The organism is Bradyrhizobium erythrophlei (assembly GCF_900129505.1).
GTDB lineage: Bacteria > Pseudomonadota > Alphaproteobacteria > Rhizobiales > Xanthobacteraceae > Bradyrhizobium > Bradyrhizobium erythrophlei_D.
Map to the genome: position 1 here is coordinate 6832734 of NZ_LT670818.1, position 21024 is coordinate 6853757.

The following is a 21024-nucleotide window of genomic DNA, read 5'->3' on the forward strand; positions in this document are numbered from 1 at the left end:
GCCTCACGACGATCGCTTCCGGAACAGCGCCAGGAAGCGTTCGCGCAAAATCGACCAGAGCAGATTTCCGGCATCGAGCGGCTGGCTTGACGCGGCGGGCTCCGGGGCCCTCGCCTCTCCGCTCGCCGGAGCGGCGGACAAGGCCTTTTCAAAATTCCTGACGAAATCCGCAGTGATGCGGTTGGCCACCTCCTGCATGACCGCGCCCTTGCCGAACTGGGCCAGCGGTCCCGCCAGATTGATGTCGGAGACGACTTCGACGCGCGTCGCGCCGGGCGAGTTGCCCTCGTTGAGCCGGTACGTCATCGCTCCAGTGGCGCGCGAACTGGAGCGCGCATCGGCGCCCTTGCCGGAAACGATCGCGGTCCACTCGCGGGGCTGGCTGTCGATGGCGACTTCGCCGTCGAAGGCAGCAGCCATCGGCCCGACCTTCACCGACATCCGGCCCTTGTAGCGATGCTCGCCGAGGTCCTCGACGATCGAAGCGCCGGGCAGGCATTTTGCGACGAAGTACACGTCGTTCATCCGGTTCCAGACGAATTCACGCGGATGCGGCAGTTCGAAACTCTTCTCGATCTTCATCGGGCCTGCTCCCGGGCCAGTTCCGCCTTGCCGGCGCATATTTCGGACGCAGACTGGATCGATCGAACGATGCCCTGGTACCCGGTGCAGCGGCACAGATTGCCGCTGATCGCGACGCGGATTTCCTCGGCACTGAGGCGGGGCTTGCGCCGCAACAGGTCCCAGGCGCTGATCAGCATTCCCGGCGTGCAGAAGCCGCATTGCAGTCCATGCTTGTCGTGAAAAGCCGCTTTCAGGGTCAGCATCAGCGGGTCCTGGTCGAGGCCTTCGAGGGTGCGGATATCCGCACCGTCGAGGCCGACCGCAAGCGCGATGCAAGCGCGGGCCGGCTGGCCGTCGATCAAGATGGTGCAGGCGCCGCAGACGCCCTGCTCGCAACCGAGATGCGTCGCCGTCAGCCGCAGTTCCTCGCGCAACAGGTCGGCAAGACTGGTGCGGGGCTCGACCGATGCATGAACCGGTTTGCCGTTGATGGTGGCTGATATCGAAATCTTCATCGTTTTTCCGAGTTCGCGACGGCGCGCACCGCCGTGGTGCAATGAAGGAGCAGTTTCTCGGGCGAAAAGTCGCGGCCGCTGTCGGCGAGTTCCCGCCGGATCGTGGCCGCAAGCGCTTCGCCGCCGCTGCCGGCGGCGATATCGCGCGACGATTTCTCCAGCACGAGCGGGGCACCGTCGGTGGCGCCGACCACCAGCCGCGCCGTACCGCGCGTCTTGTCGATCAGCGCGATTGCCATCGATTCAGCGTACTCGCCGGTCTTGCGCGCGACCTTGTAATGTCCCCAGCGCTCGCTGGGCGAGCGCCGCGGCACGGCGATGGCTTCGATCAGCTCCGCATCTTCGATGACCGTCATGTACGGACCGAGAGCAAAATCCGTGCCTGCTGTTACGCGCCGTCCGTTCGGACCGACCAACGCGATCTCGGCTTCGAGCGCGACGATCGTGGTGAGCCAGTCCGCGGCTGGATCGGCCAGCGCGAGCGCACCGCCGATGGTGCCGCGGGTCCGGATGGCGCGATAGGCGATCTGCGATCCGACGAACGGCATCAGCCCGTTGCTGGCATCCGGGACGAGCCGGTCCTCGAACGCCGCGTGGGTGACCAAGGCGCCGTAGCGGATGCAATCCGGCCGCTCTTCGGATCGTCGCAACGCGTCGATGCGGGTCAGGTCGACCAGCTTGTCAGCCGGCGCCAGCCTCAGGTTCAGCATCGGAACCAGCGATTGTCCGCCGGCCAGCGGCCTCACGATCGCGTCACCGCCTTTCAAGTGAGCGATGGCGTCGTCGATCGAACTTGCGCGGTGATAGGTGAATGGCGCCGGCTTCATGGCCGCGTTTCCCGGGCGGCGATGATGGCCCGCAGGATGCGATCCGGGGTCGCCGGAGTTTGGCCGATTTCCGCGCCAAGCGGTCTTAGCGCATCGTTGATCGCGTTGACGATCGCCGCGGGCGGCGCAATGGCGCCGCCCTCGCCCATGCCCTTGATGCCAAATCGCGTGTGCGGCGACGGCGTTTCCATGTGCAGCACGCGGACGTCGGGCACCTCGGTCGCGCCCGGTATCATGTAGTCGAGAAAGGTCGACGCCAGCGGCTGGCCGTTCTCGTCGTAAGGGATTTCCTCGTAAAGCGCGGTGCCGAGCCCTTGCGCGACGCCGCCGACCACCTGCCCTTCCACGATCATCGGGTTCACCATGGTCCCGCAGTCATGGCAGACGACGTAGTCGAGCACTTCGACATGACCGGTGCCGGGGTCGACGGCGAGTACGCAGGTATGCGTCGCATAGGAGAAGGCACCGGTACTGCGCCCGGGCTGATAAACCGCGCTCGCCTCCAGCGCCGGCTCTTCGCCGACGGGCAGGCGCTCCGGATGCAGATAGGCGGCCTGGCCGATATCGGCGAACGACACGCTCTGCTCGCCGAAATAGACCCTGCCGTCGGCGAGCCGGACGGATTCCTTCGGGGCCTGCAGCAAATGGGCGCCGATCCGCGCGATCTTCTCGGCCAGGATCACGCAAGCCGCCGACACCGCGCCGCCCGACATGGTCATGCTGCGCGACGCAAAGGTGCCCATTCCGTAGGGCGACACCGAACTGTCGCCGTGCCTGACGATGACGTCCCTGACGGGGATACCGAGTTCCTGGTTGGCGACCTGGGCGAGCGTCGTCTCGAGCCCCTGCCCGTGATTCTGGATCCCGACGAACAGAATGAGCTTGCCGTCGGGTGTGAAGCGGGCGAGCGCGGGCTCGTAACCGAACACCACCGGCAGGCCGCGCGCCACCCATTCCGCCGTGCCATGCGCGGATTGTTCGGTGTAGCTCGCCATGCCGAAGCCGATCAGGCGGCCGTCCGGCTCCGGCCGGCTTTGCCGCGCGCGAACCGCCGGCAATCCGACCGCGTCGCATGCGCGCCTGGCGCATTCCGGATAATTGCCGCTGTCGTAGAGCTTGTGCGTGACGGATTTGTAAGGCATCGCTTCGGGCGGCACCATGTTCAGGATCCGCACCTCGGCCGGCTCGCGGCCGACCGCGCGCGCCACGGCGTCGACCAGGGTCTCGATCGCAAAGCAGGCGCCGCTGCGGCCCACCCCACGATACGGTCCAAGCGGAGATTTGTTGGTCGCCACCGATACCGCACGGGCATGGTAGACCGGGATATCATAGGGACCGGTCATGATGCCGGCCGACATGCCCGCCTCCATCGAAGCGGTCCATGGCCAGACCGAATAAGCGCCGGCATCGACGACGACTTCCGCCTCGAGACCGAGAATGCGGCCGGATCTGTCGGCGTAAGCCGTCACTTCGTAACGATGTTCGCGCGCGTGCGGCGAGGCGGTCAGATGCTCGCGGCGGTCCTCGATCCAGCGCAGCGGCCGATTGAGCTTCATCGATAGCGCCGCGATCGCCAGTTCCTCGGGATTGAAGTTGTTCTTCGGCCCGAAGCCGCCGCCGACATCCGGAGCGATCACCCGCAGCCGGCTTTCCGAGATCCCGAGACTATCCGCCAGGATGGTGCGGATGACATGCGGAAACTGCGTCGACGAATAGACCACCAGTTCGTCGAGCCGCCGGTCATAATGCGCGAGTACGCCGCGGCCTTCCATCGACACGCCGGCATGGCGGCCCATCCGCAGACTCTTGCGGACCGTTACGTCGGCACGAGCGCGCACGGCATCGAGATCGCCGCTGGCGATCCGGGTTTCGATGTAGACGTTGTCCGACCAGCTGTCGTGAACGCGCGGCGCGTCCGGCTTGAGGGCTACCTCGATATCCCATACCGCAGGCAGTTCCTCGAAATCGATGACACAGGCTTGCGCAATGTCCTCGGCCTCCGCGCGCGTCGGCGCGATGCAGATTGCCAGCAGATCGCCGACGAATCGCGCCTTGTCGGAAGTCAGTGCCGGATAGTTCGACGGCTTGAACCCCTTGGCGGCACTGACGGCGAGAATCGGTTTGGTGAATGCGATGTCGGAGGCGAAGAAGACATGGTCCCGCGCGGCCTCTGGAACGGTGATCGAGCGGATTTTGCCATGCGCGACGGGACTGCGCAGGAAGAACACCTCCGCCATTCCCGGCACCTGAAGGTCGGCGAGGTATTCGCCCTTGCCATCCAGGAAGCGCGCATCCTCGTTACGACGCAGCGAAGCCCCGACGCCCTGCGGGCTCGATTTCGAGGAATTTTGTAAACTCACGCTTGACTCATCACCGGTTCCACCCAATCGTATATCGTATACGATCACGCCGGGACCGCACATGTCAATCGGGTCTGGGGATAGGGAGTTTGATCTCGGGATGGCTGGAGCAAAGAAGGATCGTTCGGACGCGGCGGCATCGGCGGCCGTGGTGCGTTTCGCGCCGATGCACGATCAGATCCTGCCGCATCTTCGGCGCGACATCGTGGAAAACCGCTGGAAGTCCGGCGAACGGCTGTCGGAACCGCTGCTCTGCAAGCAGTTTGGGGTCTCGCGCACGCCGCTTCGCGTGGCGCTGAAGACGCTGGAAGCCGAGGGGCTGATCCGGCTGGTACCGCATGTCGGCGCCGTCGTGACCGATCCCGGCGCCAGCGAAATCGCTGAAACCATGGAGATTCTGATCGGGCTGGAGCAGCTCGCCGCCATCCGGGTCGCGCAATCGAAGCGGCAGGAGGTGCTGCACGACATCAAGCGGATCTACGAAGCCATGCGACTGGCGGCCCGGCGCGGCGATGCCTCGCGCTATTACGACCTGAACAATGACTTCCACCTCTGCATCGTGCGCGGCACCGGAAACCGGTCGCTGGTCGATCTGCATGAGAAGGTCATGTGGCACGTCCATCGCGAGCGGCACCGCGCCAACGAAGTCGAATCCGTCACCGTCGAGAGCGCCGAGAGTCACCACGAGATCGTCGACGCAATCCTGGCGCATCGGGCCGAGGATGCCGGCCGCGCCATGCGCAAGCATCTCGAGAACGTAAGCAAGCTGGTGCTGGCAAACCGCATGGCCGAGCAGACCAAGGCCTCGGTCAAGCCGGCTGGAATAAAGCTGAAAAAGAAAACCGCGGACGGCCGACGTGGCAGAGGTTAACGGAATTGCGGCACCCGAATCTCGCCCCCGCGCATTCGTGCAGTTTTCATCGGCTGGGGCGCGCCATCAAGATGCCGCTTCATAACTGCTTTTTGTCGGAGTAGCGGTAACACGGCGGAAACACCCTGAAATAGGGTCTTTGAACACGCGCGAGACAGGCCAACGAGACGGAAGGAGACTGCGATGCGGACTACGGTAATTGGCGGGGCGATGCTGCCTCATGCGCCCCAGTTCTTCACGATGCCGGACACTGAGGACAAGAAGACCGTCGAGCAGGTGCGCGCGGTCGCGGCGGATATCGGCAACAAGCTCAAGGCGTTGAAGCCCGATCTCTGGATCATCTTTTCCAACGATCACGCCGAACAGTTTTTTCTCAACTCCACGCCGCCGTTCACCATCCACGTCGGCGGCGAAGCAAGCGGCGAATTCGCCGGGCGTAAATTCCACTGGAAGATCCCGAGCGAAATCGGCTTCGAAATCGTCCGGCAGCTCTATCGCCAGCAGTTCGATCCCGCCTTCACCAGCACCGCGCGCATCGACTACGCCATCGGCATTCCGCTGACGCATCTCGGCGTCACCGACCCGGTGCTGCCGATCTATGTCAACGCCTATCTCCCGCCGCAGCCGACCATGGAACGCTGCTACGCGTTCGGCCAGGCGATCGCCCGCACCGTCACCTCGCTCGGCTTGCGAACCGTCATCCTGTCGAGCGGCGGCATGTCGCATTTCCCGGGAACAGACCGCTATTCCAATCCGGAGCTCGCCTGGGATAACAAGCTTCTGGAGAAGCTCGCCGCCGGCAATCTGAAATCGCTGATCGGCTTCGACGAGACCGAGCTCGACGACACCGGCAATATCGAGTTGCGGTGCTGGGCCTGCGCAGCCGGCGCGCTGGGCGAGCGCAAGCCTGACGTCGTTTCGATGGATCCGAGCTGGCATCACAATTATGCATCGCTTGCATGGTTCGGCGAACAGGGAGACGGGCGTGACGCGCACTATCCCTCGATCAAACCGGAGCTGGTTCAGCTGACCTCGGCGCTCCACGGCCTCGCCCACAACGAGACCGATCGTGCCCAATACATGGCGGATGCATCGGCCTATGCCGACAAGTTCAAACTTTCGGATGAACACCGTGCGGCACTGGCCAAGCTCGAGGTCCCCTCGATCGTCAAAATGGGGGTTCACCCGCTGGTGCCGTTCCTCGCCAACATGCAGATCCAGCGGCTGCGGAATCCTCGCTGACATAAACCGCTCCTCACTTCCGCAATTAACGGATTTTGTCGGCGGCAAGCCAACCGTGACTGAGACAACACTTCATGAAAAAAACTGCAACCGTAGCCTTTATCGGTTGGGGCGCGATCAATGCCCACGTCGGTGCGCTGCTGGCGCGGCGCCGGAGCGCCATCGATGTCGTCGCCATCGCCACCCTCGACACGCCGGAAGCGCGCGCCTCGATACCGAAGGGGGTTCGCTTTCTGGACTCTCCCGAGAAACTGATCGAACTGGCGCCTGACATCGTGGTCGAAGCGGCCGGCCGGGCCGCTATCGACAGATGGGCCGAAGCCGCGCTCGCCGCCTCGCCCGCGATGATCATCGCCTCCACCAGCGCGTTCTGCGACGACGCATTGCTGCCCCGGCTCGTGGCGGTCGCCGAAACCCACGGCAGCCGGATTCTGATTCCGTCAGGGGCAATCGGCGCGGTCGACGCGCTGGCCGGCGCCGCGGTGCTGGGGCTTGACGAGGTGACGCATCAGATCGTCAAGCCGCCGGTGGCGTGGAAGGGAACGCCGGCTGACCAACTGCTCGATCTTGCCACCCTGACCGAGCGCACGGTATTTTTTACGGGCACCGCGCGTGAAGCCGCCGGTCTTTATCCGCAAAATGCCAATGCCACGGTGGTCACCGCCTTGGCCGGTGTCGGCCTCGACAAGACCCGGGTGGAACTGGTGGCGGACCCGTCATTCCGCAGTAACGGCCACCGCATCATCGCGCGAGGCGGGTTCGGTCGCATGGACATCACACTCGAAAACAACCCGCTTCCGACCAATCCGAAATCATCGGAGCTGACGGCGCTGAGCCTGGTGCGACTGATCGAGCATCAGGTCAACGTGGTCGTCATCTAACCGCGCGCCAGGTAATGTGTATTGTCGCCCGAGTGCGGTCCATAAGACGATGCGAATGAAGAGCGTGAACCCATGACGAACTTCCCCGAGATCCCCACCGAACTTCGCGAACTAATGGCTGAGATCGGACCGAAATGGGCCACCGATACCAAAGGCCATGTTCGGTTGATGATCGACAAATTCAGCGAGGTGCTCAGGCATTCGCCAACGGAAGGGGTCCAGGTGGAGACAGGCAACTCCTATGGACCGCATGAGCGGCAGGCCTTCGAAGTGTTCCATCCCGCCTCATCTGACCGGGTACCCCGACCCGGGCTGATCTTCGTTCACGGCGGCGCTTTCACCGAGGGCAGCCGCCACCGAACCGAGGCGATCTACGCCAACGTTCTCTATTATTTCGCCAGACACGGCATCGTCGGCATCAACGCCGGTTACCGGCTTGCACCCGAAGCGCGCTATCCCGAAGCCACCCGCGATATTGCTTCCGTCGTGCAATGGATGCGCACCAATGCTGTCAGGCTCAATATCGACCCCAACCGCATATTCCTGATGGGCCACTCGGCAGGCGGCGCCCATGTCGGCAGCTACGCTTACGACAAGCGGCACCAGCCGGCCGGCGGGCACGGGCTGGCCGGAGTCCTCATCATCAGCGGCCGCGTTCGCGCCGACGGCCGCGCCGACAATCCTAACGCCCGTCGGGTTGCAGAGTATTACGGCAGCGACCTTTCGACGTATGACGACCTTTCACCGGTTTCACATGTCGACAAGAACAGCCCACCGACGTTCATCGCGTGCTCCGAATTCGAAAATCCGCTGATCGACGTCTACTGTTACGAGCTCGCCCATCGCCTTGCGTCGGCCAAGGGACGCGCGCCGCCCCTTGTCTGGCTGAAAGGCCACAATCATACCTCGATCATCGGACACTTCAACACTGCCGAGGATACTTTGGGGCGAGCTTGCCTGCAGTTCATCTCCGAAACACGCCGCGCCTGACTCCCTGTCGAGTTCCGGGCGCGCCTTACGGAAGGCGTATTCCGGTGAATTTCGGCTGCGTGTATTCTTCGAACGCATACGGCAGTCCTTCGCGGCCGACGCCGGATCGGCCAACGCCGCCGAACGGATAGTTGTCGAGCCGGAAGCGGCTTGCCTCGTTGATCCAGAGCGAGCCGACCCGAACCTCTTCCGACATCCGAAACGCCGTCGCGAGGCTCGAGGTGAAACACGATCCCTGCAAGCCGAACTCGCAGTCATTTGCGATCCGTATCGCATCATCGATGTCCTTGGCGCGCATCATGACGACCACGGGCCCAAACACTTCCTCGCGAACAAGGCGCGTTCCATCTGGCGGATCGACGACGATGGTCGGCGGTATCACGCAGCCTTGGAAAGCCCCGGACGTCACCACGCGGCATCCGCGGCTCCTCGCGTCCTCGATCATCGCCGTGATACGCTCGGCGGCGCGAGCTGACGCGACCGGACCAAGATCGGTCTCCGGCAACGATGGATCCCCTACCTTGAGCCGCTTCGTCGCTTCGATGAAACGCTCCAGAAAGGTATCGAAAACCGGGGCTTCGACAATAATGCGCTGGGTCGAAATACATTGTTGTCCGCTCGCCTCGAAGGAGGACGGAACGATGCGCTGCACGGCATCGTCAATATTGGCGTCCGCAGCGACAATGTTTGGCGAGTTGCCACCCAGTTCGCCAATGAATCGTTTTGCCCCTGCGGCCCGCGCCAACGCGTCGCCTGCGGCGGTTCCGCCGGTCAGCGTGACGAGGTCGACGCCAGGATGGGCGGCAAGGCCAAGGGCTTCTTCCCGGTCGCCGGCTACGACGTGAACGAGCCCGTCAGGCACTCCGCCGGCGATAAAGGCCTCGGCGATCAGCTGTGCGATTTGCGTACCCTCCAGGCACGGCTTGATCACAACCGCGTTTCCGGTGACCAGGGCCGGAGCAAGTTTTTGAATCAGCAGATTGGAGGGTGCATTAAACGGAGTGACAGCCGCAACCACCCCATAGGGCACGCGGCGCGTGAACCCGAACAAGCCGGTCCCGGCCGGGACCATATCCAGCGGCACGACCTCTCCACCCTGGCCATGAAGATGCTGGGCACACGCCCTGACGAACGCAATGCTGCGCTTGACCTCCATTTCGGCCGCCCGACGGGGCTTGCCAATATGCGCGATCGTGGCTTCGATGATGCTTTTGGACGCCTGTTCCATCGCAGACGCCGCGCCGTTGATCCAGCTGGCGCGCTGATGCGCCGGCGTCTTAACGAATTGCCGGAAGGCCGCCTTGGCGGCCTCGACTACGCGGTCCAGCTCGACTGCACCGGCCGGTGAGACCGTGAATGCAATATCGCCGCTCCACGGATTTCGAACCGGAAATGTGCCTTTTTCCGACGCATCTAGAGCTGAGCCGCTATCCTTTGTCATTCCGTCCTGTCCCAAGGCTTGCGTGAAGGCCGATTTCACATTGAACATCCGGACCACCACCGAAAAGTCGAATGCGACAAAAAACTTTTCCACATTGTTGACTATCCAGTCAACACCCGGCTCCCGGCCGGCCGCCGGCATCGATGCAAGCTAGGGACGCGGATATCCAAGGATGACATCCTCGGTATGCAGAAGCCTCGACTTCAGCGCCTCATCGGATCGTCGGCGAACGCCTCGATGGTCTTCACAGCCTGGCCCTTCAAGAGCCGCGGCAAACGTAAACCGCCTACGGTTTCCCAGGCGGCCCATCTAGTGCAGCTTGGAGAGGTCCTCCTTTTTTGCCTCCGTGACCACAGCGGCACGATCATAGGTATTGATCTGGTCGATGAACTGATTCGTGAAGACCTTGTCGGCCGCAGGGGCTACCGGCACGACAGCCTGGTCCTTGAGGAACTGCAAAAGATGCTGCCAGTCGGCCTCAACAAAGAAGCCATGCTTGCCCCCGATCTTCTCACTGGTCCAGATCGCCAACCTGCCCTGATTGACGGCGATCCCTTCCTTCAGTGCCTCGGCTGCGTCCGGGTTCTTGGAACGGGATTCCGGATAATTCTTCCAGGTAATCAGCACCGCGGCTTCAGGATTGGCCATGCTGTAATCATATCCCTTGGCGACCGCTCGAGCGATGCCGACCAACATTTTCGGATTCTTTTCGATCGTATCATTTCGCGCGAGCAGGCCGACATCCGGCAGTGTGCGCAGAAGGTCCGAGGCCGGAATTTCCCGGAGCTTCAGCCCCGAGAAGGCCAGTTTGGCCAGTGCCGCGTCCCAGAAGATCACGCCGTCGACGAATTTCTGGCGAACCGACGTGATCGCCTGAGCGCCCAGTCCGATTGGAAGAAAGGAGATATCCTTTGCCGGATCCAGTCCGGCTTCTTTCACGAAAGCCTTCGCAAATGTCGTTCCGGCGCTTCCCATCGACTGGACGCCAAGCTTCTTGTCCTTCAGATCGGCCAGAGTTTTGATCGGACTGTCGGGCAGCACGGCAACCGACCAGATATTGGCGTAATACAGGTCATAATAGTATCGGATATTCAGCTTACCGGACTGGATGCCAACGATGGCCTCACCGGGGGAAGCCGCTCCCACTTCGGCGTTGCCTGCCGAAACCTGTAACGCGGACTCGTTCGATCCGCCCACCGCCAGCAGGCTTACATCGTAGCCTTCGGCGTCGAAATAACCCTTCTCCTTTGCTACCACGAACGGCGAGAACGCCTCGTCAATGGCCCTGACCGGAATCAGGATGCGCACCTTCTCCAGCGCGTAGGCAGCCGCCGAAAAGTTCAGCATTAGTGCCGCGACAAGAGCCGCCTGCGGTATCTTGCATCCGATACCAACGTACGACATTCGCATTCTCGCTACCCTAAAACGTGACTACACCAACACCGGCGCCTCATTACGCCGGATCCAGAAAATATAACGACGGGCCGCCACTCGCGTGACGCCGTGCATCACCAGTCCGATTGCCGAGAGAACGATCAGCACCGCAAACACGCCGGCGATGTCGAGATTGAAATTGAGCGCGATGATCAGGTAGCCCAAACCGACCTGGGCGCCGACAAATTCGCCGACGATGGCGCCGATTACGGCCAGCACGGCCGCGATCTCGAGCCCCGCGAAAATCAGAACCAATGTTGACGGAATCCGCAATCGCACAAGTGTTTGCCAGCTGGTGGCTCCAAACGCCTTCATCATGTCGAGCTGGTCTCGGTCGGTGGCGTGAAATCCGGCCACCACGCTGACCAGAATAGGAAAGAAGCATACCAGCGCCGTGATGACGACCTTCGACGTCAGCCCGTATCCGAACCAAATGATGAACAGCGGCGCGATAGCTACCTTGGGCAGGGTCTGCAGCGCCACCAGATACGGGTAGACCAGACGCTCGACCACCGGAATTAGCGAGATCATGGCGCCGATCACAAGCCCAGCCAACACGCCGAACACGAATCCGGAGAGAATCTCGACCAGGGTCGCCCATAGATGCGGCCATATGGTTCCTGACGCCACCAGCGTGTAGAGCCTTCCAGCTATCTCGTCGGGCGACGGCAGCACCAGCGGCGATATGTCAAACAGCCGGCAAGCGCCTTGCCAGACGGCAAGAACCGCAAGCGCGAGCAGGACCGACTGCAGCCGGTGCGAAGCGAGCAATTTCCTGATTGCGATCATAGCGCCGACACCATCGATGTCTCGGCTCCGAAAAGCCTGCGAATGTGGTCGCACAATTCACCAAAGCGCGGCGTCCCCATGGTCCGAAGGTTGCGCGGGCGCGCGATGTCGATATCGACGATTTCCGAAATCCTGCCGGGCCTGGGCGACATCACAACCACCCGATCGCCCAGCAGCACGGCTTCCGGAATGCTGTGGGTGATGAAGAACACCGTCATGCGCTGCTCGGACCAAACCCGCATCAGTTCCACGTTCATGGATTCCCGGGTCATGGCGTCCAGCGCGCCGAACGGCTCATCCATCAGCAGGATCTTCGGATCGCGCATCAATGCACGGCAGATTGACACCCGCTGCTGCATGCCCCCTGACAGTTCGAACGGGTATTTCGCGGCGAAGTCCTTCAAGCCCATGAATTCCAGCAAGCGCTCGGCGCGGGTAACGGTTTCCGCCGAGGTGTCATGCTTCAGCTGCGCCGGCAGCAGAACGTTGGCGAGCACGGTATTCCAGGGAAGCAGCACGGCCTGCTGAAACACCACGCCGGCGTCGGCGCGCGGTTTGATGATGCGCTCTCCGCCAGAATAGACTTCTCCAGCGGAAGCCTGTTCGAGTCCGGCCAGAATCCGCAACAGCGTGGTCTTGCCACATCCGCTCGGACCGACAACCGAGATGAACTCGTGTTTCTGGATTTCAAGATTGACGTTGGATAGAGCGGTGACAATTCCGCCCGACCGGGCGGAAAAGCGCTTCTCGAGGCCCACGATTCGTATCAGCGCCTCATGCGACTGACCTGGTGCAGCTTCGACAACATCGATGCCGCTCTTGTCCGATCGCGCTGTCTGCTTTCCCATTGTTCCGATCTGCGTGGACGCCAGAACCTCTTATCGACAGGGCTAACGATAGGTCACAGTTGACTATCCAGTCAACTGAAGGATTAGCGCCGGCTTGAAATGCAATGTGGATCCGGCCGTCCGACAAGTCCTTGCTGCCGCCACGGCAAACAGCTGCGGATCTGACTCTGCATCGCAGCCGCTGCCTGCGCGCAGGTTCAACAGGCCGCAGCGTGGTCGCCAATCGAAAAGCCGCAGAAGGCGGCGCGCCTGTCTATTTTTGTTGCAAGGATACGTGACGGGAACTTGAGGCCAATTGCTTGAAAATCGTGCGTCGTGGTTTCTTGCAAGGCATGGCGGCCGGCGGCGACAGGCAGTAGCGCAGCACCAGGGTAGTGACATGATCGAGCCAAAGCTTCTGCGCCTCTTCGGACCCCAGATCCCGGTTGAGTGCGATTTCGAGTGTGAATTGGTTAGAGAGATAATGATAGCAGAGCGAGGACAGGGTCAGATAAACGATAGTCGGATCGAGGTCTGGCCGGAACGTGCCGTCCTCGAGGCCACGATCGAGAACGAAGCGGATGGTTTCAACCAGAGGGTTGTACAGATCCCTCATCCGACCCGATTTGCGGATGTATTTTCCCCGGTGCTTGTTCTCCTCGTTCATCAGCCGGATCGCGCTGGGATTGTTCTTGAAGGCGTAGAAGGTGTGATGAACGAGCTGGCCCATCGCCGCCACGGGATCGCTGGCGCGCACCGACAGATCCTTCTGCTGCTCGCGCAGGTCCTGATACATCTGCTCCAGAGCGGCGACGAACAGGCCCTCCTTCGACTTGAAATAATAGTAAAGCATGTTTTTGCTGACGCGGCAGCGCGCGGCGATACGATCGACACGAGCACCCTCGAACCCGATCCGGGCAAATTCCTCGGTTGCCTGTTTCAGGATCTTTTCGCGAACGCGAACCGGATCATTGCTGCGGCGTGCCACGACTCAATTCTCCCTGCCATGCGGCAACGATGACGGCGCGGGCGTCCGATTCGCAATCCCATAAGGACGTCAGCGGCCGGATCCGTGTTCTAGTGCTTCGCGCCAGCGTCCTCGACCAACTGCCAGATGCGCGCCGGCGACAGCGGCAATTCCATAGGCTGCACATTGAAATGCGACAAGGCATCGGCAACTGCGTTGGCCATGATGCCTCCGACCGGGATAAGGCCCCCCTCGCCGGCGCCCTTGGCGCCGAGCGGATTGTTGGGACAGGGTTTCAGCTCGAGCGCTATCGAACGAATATGAGGAAAATCCGAAGCCGTCGGCAGCAAATAGTCGGCGAACGACCCGGTCAGCAACTGACCGTTCTCGTCATAGACGAGATGCTCGAGAAAGGCGCCACCAAGACCCTGGACGATCGAACCGATCGCCTGTCCATGCAGCGTCAGCGGATTGATGATGCGGCCGACGTCTTCGACCGACAGATAGTCGAGCACCTTGACGTGGCCCGTACCGGGATCGACCGCAACATGCGCCGCCTGGGTGCCGTAGGCCCAAGTGTACTTCTTGTTGAAAAATGAGGCTTCCACCTCGAGCGGCGCATCCGCAAGCCCGGCCAGTGGCAGGTTTTTGCCGGAGAAACCGACCTCTTCGCCATCGATGGCAATCTCGGCCGGCGCGCAGCCGAACCGCGCCGCGGCGATTTCCCGGACGAGGTCCTTGAGCTTTTCCGCCGCCAGCAGGATTGCCGATCCACCCATCACCGTCGAGCGCGAGTGATAGGCGCCATAACCGTCCTTGACGTGACTGGTAGAGCCATGATGGACGGTGATCTTCCCGTACGGCAGTTCGGTGGCGTCGGCGGCGATCTGAGCCATGATGGTCTCCAGCCCCTGCCCGACCGAAGATGATCCGAGATAAACCGACAGCGAACCATCGGTCTCCAGCACCAGCCGCGCGTCCTCCTTCGGGCCCGCGGCGCCACCCTCGATGAAGCTTCCGACCGCAATGCCGTGATAGTAGCCGTCGATCAGCTTGCCGCTGAGCTGGCTCTTTTCGGCCCAGCCGAACTCCTTCATGCACAGATCGAACACCGCGTGATAATCACCGCTGTCCAGCTCGGTCGAGCTGTCGAACGGCGTGATACTGGCTAGCGGATACGGCATCTGGCTATCCGCGACCAGATTCTTGCGACGCAGTTCGACCCTATCGATGTTGAGGTCCTTGGCAACCAGATCGATCAGACGCTCCCGAATGAAATCGGTCTCGAACCTGCCGGGTCCCCGATAGGTTCCGCTCGGCGTCTTGTTGGTGGTCAGCATCGTGGCTTTGAGATCTATATTCTCGAAGCAGTACGGGCCGGACATATATTGGGCGACGTTGCGCGGGCCTACCGACCCGTTGGTTCTGATATAAGCACCAATGTCCGCCCAGATCTGGCCTCGCAACCCCAGAAACCGTCCGTCACGGCTGACGGCGATCTCGACGTCGCACTCGATATCGCGCGCGTGGTTGGCGGTCATCATGTGCTCGCGCCGATCCTCGGTCCACTTCACCGGACGGCCAATTATCCTGGCGACGGCGGGGATCAGGAAGTCTTCGGGATAAAATTCCCCTCGCGAGCCGAAACCGCCTCCGACATCGACCTCGATCAAGTCGATGGCCTCGACCTCGAGCTCCAGCGCTGCGGCCAACACCCGGCGGTTATACCAAGCCGTCTTGGCGGCCCCCCATACGGTCAACTTTCCTTCGCCAGCGTTCCATTCGGCGACAAAGCCGCGAGGCTCCATGAACATTGCGGCGTGGCGTTGAACGGCGAACTTCTCTCTGCGGACATAGTCCGCGGCCTTGAACGCGGCATCGGCGTCGCCCTTGAACGCAGACCAGGTGATGGCGGCGTTGGATCCATGGTCCTCGAACAACACGGAAGCCCTCGCCTCCGCCTGCTCGCGGCTGGTGATTGCGGGCAGCGTCTCAATCTCCAGATCGATATGGTCCAGCGCATCCTCAGCAATACCTTGCGTGTCCGCCAGGACGATGGCGATCGGTTCGCCGACGTAACGAACCTTGCCGTCGGCCAGCACGGGCTGATGGAACGGCTCGAGCTGCGGCAGCGGCTGCAGGCGCAGCGGAATCCTGGGAACGACCGCGCCGAAGTCGGCGGCAGCAAGGACATGGCGAACCCCGGGCATCGCCCGGGCGCGCGCGGTGTCGAGCGACTTGATTATCCCGTGCGCCACGGAGCTGCGCAAAATCACGGCGTGCAGCTGACCGCGGCGGTTAACGTCGGCGACATAGGTACCGCGCCCGCGCAGGAACCGCATATCCTCGACGCGCTCCATCGGCCGGCCAACGTATGAATTTGAAACCTTCATGAGTTTTCCTTCGCGCTCGCATACGACTTGCGAGCATCGAGAACCGCCTCGACAATCGGAACATATCCGGTGCAGCGGCAAAGGTTGCCTGACAGCACGTCACGGACCCGCTCTTCGTCGGCATCGGGCTCGCTGGTCAGCAGCGCGTGCGCCGTCGTGATGAAGCCCGGGGTACAGAAGCCGCATTGCAGCGCGTGATGTTTGCGAAACGACGCCTGCAGCGGCGACAAATCATCGCCCGATAGCCCCTCGACGGTCACGACCTTTTCTCCGTCGACCTGAGCCGCAAGCATCAGACAGGACCGTACCGCCTCCCCATTGACGAGGACGGTACAGACACCGCAGACCCCGTGCTCGCAACCCAGATGCGTGCCTGTCTTTCCCAGATTGTCGCGCAGGCAATCCGCCAGGCTGATGCGGGCTTCCACCTGCACTGCCACGGCTTCACCGTTGAGCTCGAATTCAACTTTCATCCGGTTTCCTGGCGGTTGCTATCCGATGGATTGGTTGAGCCCGCGCTCCAGCAGCGTACCGAGAAGGCTGCGGCGATAGGCGGCCGGCGCGTGGATGTCGGAAGCCGGGTCGATTTCGGCGCGCGCAGCGGCAACCGCTGCGGCAATGCTGTTCTCGTTGACCGGCGTTCCGTTCAGCGCGGCTTCGGCCGAAGCAAGCCTGACCGGCCGATCGGCGACACCGATCGCGCCGATATGAACGTTCGCGGCGCAGCGTCCTTCATCCAGATCGTAGAACAACGCGATGCCGGCCACGGCAAAATCGCCCTTGCGGCGAGCAAATTCCCTGAACGCCCATCGCCGCGCGGCTGGCCACGCCGGCAGATGAACACTGGTAAGTATCTCATCCGGTGCGAGGCTGGTTTGCAGGAGCCCCTGGAAGAAGCTCGCGGCCTCTTCGACCCGCCTGCCGCCGGCGCCGATAATTTCCAGCCGCGCATCACAGGTCAAGGCAATTCCCGGCATCTCGGCCGATGGATCGGCATGCGCCATCGAGCCTCCCACCGTGCCGCGATTGCGGATTTGATAGTGCGCAACATGCCGGATGGCTTCCGCCAACAAGGGATGCGCCGTCGCCAACCGCTGATCGCCGCCGATGTCGCACCACCGCACTTTCGCTCCCAGAGCGATCCCGTCCTCTGTAATCGTGATGGCATCAAGATCGCGGATGCGTTTCAGATCGACCAGCAGTTCGGGCGCGGCCAGCCTGAATGCCAGCATCGGCATCAGGCTTTGGCCGCCAGCGATCAGCTTCGCATTGCCATTGCCGGCCGTGAGCAGGCTGACCGCCTCGCTCAACGTAGCAGGCGATTTGTATTCAAAGGCGGACGGCTTCATCAGGCCTCCAGAATGGATCAACGTCTTTGACGCGACGGCCAGATGAGCGCGTCCCGGTTATCATCTGCCGGCCGTGGCTCAGAGCACGGTCAGCGTGAGGCATTGGCTGGAACATGACGTATGTTGACCGGCTAGTCAACATGGAGAGATCCGCGGGAAGCTTGCGGTGTGGAAGGTTTATGGAAAACCGAACCCGCCGACCGACACCATCTCTGAACAAACGGCTCCAAATTCAGTTGACTATGTGGTCAACAAAAAATATTTTTGGAAGCAGATCGCCAAACGGTAGATCCAAACGTTGTTCGCAGGAGATGGACATGGCAACGGCGAGACACGCGCGACCGAGGGAACTCGAAGGCGTATCGATCGACCAGATCATTGAGCGTTACGTCGCGCGCTTTTCGGACCGAAGGGCCGACTGGGCCGCATTTGAGGACGCCAAGATCGAGGGCTTCAAACGGGCGCAGCATCGCTTCATCGGCGCGGGCGGCTCCGGCAAGCATGGTGATACATCGGCTATTCCGGCCGGCAATTTCACGCTCTCGATCATGTTCGTTCCGCCCGGTCAGGGCAATGCCGCGCATACGCACGAAGCCGAGGAAGTATTCTTCGTGCTGCAGGGTTATCTGGATGTTTTCGTTCAGGACGAAGACGGCCACAAGATTACCCGTCGACTCGGGCCATGGGAATGCATCTCCTGCCCGGCAGGGGTAATCCACGGTTACCAGAACGACAGCCTGGAGCCCGTATACTTTCAGGTTATGATCGGACGCGGCAAGCCTGAAACCATGGGGTATGCCGACGATGAACTATTCAAGCGCCGGGATGGACATTTGAAGGTCTGAGGCCCCGCGTCCCGCATCGGCGCGCCTGCCGCCTCAAGGTCCCTGCGCTTCAAGGTCCCTGTCGAGGCATTCCTGGAAGTGGCCTGATTCAAAGTGGTCCGATTCCCGGAAGTCCCGGCCACGCGTTTGCGGCGACATTCCTATCTGCGCTTCTGCGCGCCGAAGCGCAGATAGCCCAGCGTCAGATCCTCAATGTGTCGAATCCGCACGTTCATCTCGTCTTCCGTCGAAAATTTGCGGTCAAGAAGATACGACAGCGTGTAGCGGTTCGACAGGTAGTGATAGGCCAACGCCGAAATTGATATATAAAATTCCACCGGATCGACACCGCTGCGGAAATCACCGGCTTCCTCACCTTCCTTCAGGAGGCTGGCGATATTTCCCAACAGACCCGAATAGCCCGCCTTGGTTAGTTTCGACTTGCGCAGGTGCTTGCCCTTGTGAAAATTCTCGGAATTCAGCAGCCCAATGAATTCCGGATTGTCGCGCCAGTATTTGAAAGTCGAGCGCACCAATTTTCGAATTCCATCGATCGGAGACGATACGTCCAGGGGCCAACTCATCTGGTACGTGTGCATGCCCTGATAGGCCGACTCGAGGACCGCAATGAACAGTTTTTCCTTGCTGCCGAAGTAGTGATAGATCAGATTCTTGCTGACCTTGGCGAGGCGCATGATGTCGTCGACCCGCGCGCCGTCATATCCCTTGGCGGAAAATTCCTGGATCGCGACGTCAAGGATACGCTGCCGAGTACGGTTGAGACCCGCCTCGGCGCCGTCGACAGCCTTCTTCTTCGACACCGATGCGGTGGATGCCTCTCCAGCGATCTTGCTTTTTGCCAGCGAAGATTTCTTCCTGGTCCTGCTGGTTCGGATCGACGCTCCGTTGCGCATGAAGGTACTTTCGGCAGGCATGGCGCGATCCGCAGAGATTCAGACGTAAACGATCTGATGACAGAAGACAATCGGCTGACGGCCCCGAACTTACATCGTGCCTGATCCGATGTTGCCGCTGGCGCGGTCGCGATGCGGCATCGCCAGGCGCTCCAGAAATTCCACCACCCCAAACAGTACCAGTCCGAGGATCGTCAAAGCCATCACGCCGGCAAACAGCAACGGCGTGTTAAGGTTGCCGTTGGCGATCATCAACTGGTAGCCGAGACCGGCGTCACCCCCGACAAATTCCCCGACCACCGCTCCAACCACCGCCAACGTGATGGAAATCTTGAGACCGGCGAAGATCGAAGGTAGTGCGTTGGGAAGCCGGATCAGCCGGAACGTACGATAGCTCGACAGTCCCATCGAACGCGCAAGGAAGATCTTCTCCTGCTCGATCCCGCCCAGCCCCATCACCGTATTGATCACAATCGGAAAGAACGCGATCAGAAACGCGATCAGCACTTTCGGTAGCAGGCCAAAGCCGAACCATACGACGAACAGCGGCGCTATCGCGACCTTCGGCATCGCCTGCGTTGAAATCAGCAGAGGGTAGATCGACCTCGCGAACACCGGCCAGTGAAAGATGCCCAGCGCCAGCGGAATACCGATCGCGATGCTCAACAGGTACCCCAGCAGGATCTCCACGGTCGTGACCCAGGATTCTCGGATCAGCAGCGAGGCATTGTCGCGGCAAGCCGCGAGAATCTGGCTCGGCGCCGGAAACAGATAGGTCGGGATCTTGAACAAGTCCGTGGCAACCTCCCAGCCTATCAGCAGCCCGGCGGTCACCAGGATCGGGAACAGCACCTCCGATCGCCGCTCGCGCTTTCGCTTCCTGTTGCTCTCGTTCTGGACGTGGCGCTCGACCTGTTCGATCGAAAGAGCGGAGGCTTGCTCGACCGCTGCGGTCGCTGACATCACGGGGTCCTCCATCAGTGCTCGCGCAGAATGCCGCGGGCAAGAAATATCTCGAGGATTTCGCGGCTATAGGCAGCGAATTCAGGAGATTCACGCATCGCCAGCGTTCGCGGGCGCGGCAGATCGATGTGAATGATCTTGTCAACCTTGCCCGGCCGGGGCGTCATGACGATGACGCGATTGGATAGAAACACCGCCTCGACGATGCTGTGGGTCACGAACAGAATCGAGACGCTTTGCTTGCCACAGATGTCCTGCAGATCCAGTACCAGCTGGTCGCGTGTCAGCGCATCGAGCGCGCCGAACGGCTCGTCCATGAGAAGGTGCGACGGATTATGGATCAGCGCGCGGCAGATCGAAACGCGCTGTCGCATGCCGCCGGAGAGCGACTTTGGATATTTGTCCTCGAACCCGCCAAGCCCGACGGCGGCGAGCAGTTCGCGAGCCCGCAGTTCGGCCTTCCCCATGTCCATGTCGCGCGCTTCAGCCTGCAGCAGAACGTTTTGCAGTGTTGTGCGCCAATCCAGCAGGACGTGGTTCTGGAACACGATCCCGATATCGGTGCGCGCCTTTCTCACCGGCTCTCCGTCGACTAGGATTCGGCCGTCCGAGGCTGAAATTAGTCCGGCCGCGATCATCATCAGTGTGCTCTTGCCGCAGCCGCTGGGCCCCACCAGCGAAACGAATTCGCCTTTGTGCTGGCTGATCGAAACGCGATCGAGCGCCCGCACTGGCCCGTCGTCGGTAGGATAGACCTTGCTGAGCGACTGTACCTGCAAGTACGCGGGATCGCTGTCTGGCCGCTGTGCGGTGCTTAGACCGGCTTGCATGAAGTCTTCCCCATCTCACCGGCTCCCGTCACAAGGTGGCGCG

Annotated in this window: 20 protein-coding genes; 5 read left to right on the plus strand and 15 right to left on the minus strand. The window is 61.6% G+C overall.

Features of this window, described 5'->3' with window-relative positions:
• Positions 1 to 3: 3 nt before the first annotated feature.
• From B5525_RS31835 to B5525_RS31850, 4 genes are read right to left on the minus strand one after another with little or no spacing between them, the layout of a single operon-like run.
• Positions 4 to 582 carry an SRPBCC family protein gene (locus B5525_RS31835; protein WP_172900016.1) on the minus strand — a complete coding sequence of 193 codons (579 nt, stop codon included), beginning with the start codon at positions 580 to 582 and terminating at the stop codon, positions 4 to 6.
• On the minus strand, positions 579 to 1079 hold the full coding sequence (locus tag B5525_RS31840; RefSeq protein ID WP_079569635.1) for a (2Fe-2S)-binding protein: 501 nt from the start codon (positions 1077 to 1079) through the stop codon (positions 579 to 581). Before B5525_RS31840 ends, B5525_RS31835 begins: the two co-directional genes overlap by 4 nt.
• The gene (locus B5525_RS31845) at positions 1076 to 1906 is read right to left on the minus strand and encodes an FAD binding domain-containing protein (RefSeq protein ID WP_079569636.1); all 831 of its coding nucleotides are present in this window, start codon (positions 1904 to 1906) and stop codon (positions 1076 to 1078) included. The genes B5525_RS31840 and B5525_RS31845 overlap by 4 nt, the downstream gene beginning before the upstream one ends.
• Complete coding sequence (locus B5525_RS31850) at positions 1903 to 4266, minus strand: xanthine dehydrogenase family protein molybdopterin-binding subunit (RefSeq protein ID WP_244567658.1); 2364 nt, start codon at positions 4264 to 4266, stop codon at positions 1903 to 1905. The genes B5525_RS31845 and B5525_RS31850 overlap by 4 nt, the downstream gene beginning before the upstream one ends.
• 100 nt (positions 4267 to 4366) lie before the next feature.
• On the opposite strand from B5525_RS31850, the gene B5525_RS31855 reads away from it, so the two are divergent.
• From B5525_RS31855 to B5525_RS31870, 4 genes are all read left to right on the plus strand, one after another.
• Positions 4367 to 5137, plus strand: coding sequence for a GntR family transcriptional regulator (locus B5525_RS31855; protein ID WP_079569639.1), 771 nt, complete (start codon positions 4367 to 4369; stop codon positions 5135 to 5137).
• Positions 5138 to 5320: 183 nt separating this feature from the next.
• Entirely contained in the window at positions 5321 to 6379 is a 1059-nt protein-coding gene (locus tag B5525_RS31860; protein ID WP_079569641.1) for a hypothetical protein, read from the plus strand.
• A 74-nt stretch (positions 6380 to 6453) separates the two neighbouring features.
• The gene (locus B5525_RS31865) at positions 6454 to 7260 is read left to right on the plus strand and encodes an aspartate dehydrogenase (RefSeq protein ID WP_079569642.1); all 807 of its coding nucleotides are present in this window, start codon (positions 6454 to 6456) and stop codon (positions 7258 to 7260) included.
• A gap of 72 nt (positions 7261 to 7332) precedes the next feature.
• Entirely contained in the window at positions 7333 to 8250 is a 918-nt protein-coding gene (locus tag B5525_RS31870) for an alpha/beta hydrolase (protein WP_079569644.1), read from the plus strand.
• Between the two features lie 25 nt (positions 8251 to 8275).
• Here the strand turns inward: B5525_RS31870 and B5525_RS31875 are convergent, their stop codons facing one another.
• The 8 genes from B5525_RS31875 to B5525_RS31910 all read right to left on the minus strand — a co-directional run bounded on the left by B5525_RS31875 (position 8276) and on the right by B5525_RS31910 (position 17450).
• The gene (locus tag B5525_RS31875) at positions 8276 to 9784 is read right to left on the minus strand and encodes an aldehyde dehydrogenase family protein (RefSeq protein WP_172900017.1); all 1509 of its coding nucleotides are present in this window, start codon (positions 9782 to 9784) and stop codon (positions 8276 to 8278) included.
• A gap of 216 nt (positions 9785 to 10000) precedes the next feature.
• Positions 10001 to 11095, minus strand: coding sequence for an ABC transporter substrate-binding protein (locus B5525_RS31880; protein WP_172900018.1), 1095 nt, complete (start codon positions 11093 to 11095; stop codon positions 10001 to 10003).
• A gap of 27 nt (positions 11096 to 11122) precedes the next feature.
• Complete coding sequence (locus B5525_RS31885; protein ID WP_079569648.1) at positions 11123 to 11914, minus strand: ABC transporter permease; 792 nt, start codon at positions 11912 to 11914, stop codon at positions 11123 to 11125.
• Positions 11911 to 12762: an ABC transporter ATP-binding protein gene (locus tag B5525_RS31890; RefSeq protein ID WP_079569650.1), complete on the minus strand. Its 852-nt coding sequence runs from the start codon at positions 12760 to 12762 to the stop codon at positions 11911 to 11913. The genes B5525_RS31885 and B5525_RS31890 overlap by 4 nt, the downstream gene beginning before the upstream one ends.
• A 253-nt stretch (positions 12763 to 13015) precedes the next feature.
• Positions 13016 to 13729, minus strand: coding sequence for a TetR/AcrR family transcriptional regulator (locus tag B5525_RS31895; RefSeq protein WP_079569651.1), 714 nt, complete (start codon positions 13727 to 13729; stop codon positions 13016 to 13018).
• Between the two features lie 89 nt (positions 13730 to 13818).
• Positions 13819 to 16101: a xanthine dehydrogenase family protein molybdopterin-binding subunit gene (locus tag B5525_RS31900; protein WP_079569653.1), complete on the minus strand. Its 2283-nt coding sequence runs from the start codon at positions 16099 to 16101 to the stop codon at positions 13819 to 13821.
• Complete coding sequence (locus B5525_RS31905) at positions 16098 to 16574, minus strand: (2Fe-2S)-binding protein (protein WP_079569654.1); 477 nt, start codon at positions 16572 to 16574, stop codon at positions 16098 to 16100. The genes B5525_RS31900 and B5525_RS31905 overlap by 4 nt, the downstream gene beginning before the upstream one ends.
• Before the next feature lie 18 nt (positions 16575 to 16592).
• Positions 16593 to 17450, minus strand: coding sequence for an FAD binding domain-containing protein (locus B5525_RS31910; RefSeq protein ID WP_079569656.1), 858 nt, complete (start codon positions 17448 to 17450; stop codon positions 16593 to 16595).
• Between the two features lie 311 nt (positions 17451 to 17761).
• On the opposite strand from B5525_RS31910, the gene B5525_RS31915 reads away from it, so the two are divergent.
• Positions 17762 to 18295 (plus strand): cupin domain-containing protein, encoded by a 534-nt coding sequence (locus tag B5525_RS31915; RefSeq protein ID WP_244567659.1) that lies wholly within the window; start codon positions 17762 to 17764, stop codon positions 18293 to 18295.
• Between the two features lie 140 nt (positions 18296 to 18435).
• Here the strand turns inward: B5525_RS31915 and B5525_RS31920 are convergent, their stop codons facing one another.
• The 3 genes from B5525_RS31920 to B5525_RS31930 form a co-directional block, all read right to left on the minus strand.
• Complete coding sequence (locus tag B5525_RS31920) at positions 18436 to 19209, minus strand: TetR/AcrR family transcriptional regulator (RefSeq protein ID WP_079569657.1); 774 nt, start codon at positions 19207 to 19209, stop codon at positions 18436 to 18438.
• A gap of 69 nt (positions 19210 to 19278) precedes the next feature.
• Positions 19279 to 20151, minus strand: a complete 873-nt coding sequence (locus tag B5525_RS31925; RefSeq protein ID WP_079574055.1) for an ABC transporter permease — start codon at positions 20149 to 20151, stop codon at positions 19279 to 19281.
• A gap of 14 nt (positions 20152 to 20165) precedes the next feature.
• Positions 20166 to 20981, minus strand: coding sequence for an ABC transporter ATP-binding protein (locus tag B5525_RS31930; RefSeq protein ID WP_079569659.1), 816 nt, complete (start codon positions 20979 to 20981; stop codon positions 20166 to 20168).
• Positions 20982 to 21024: the final 43 nt, after the last annotated feature.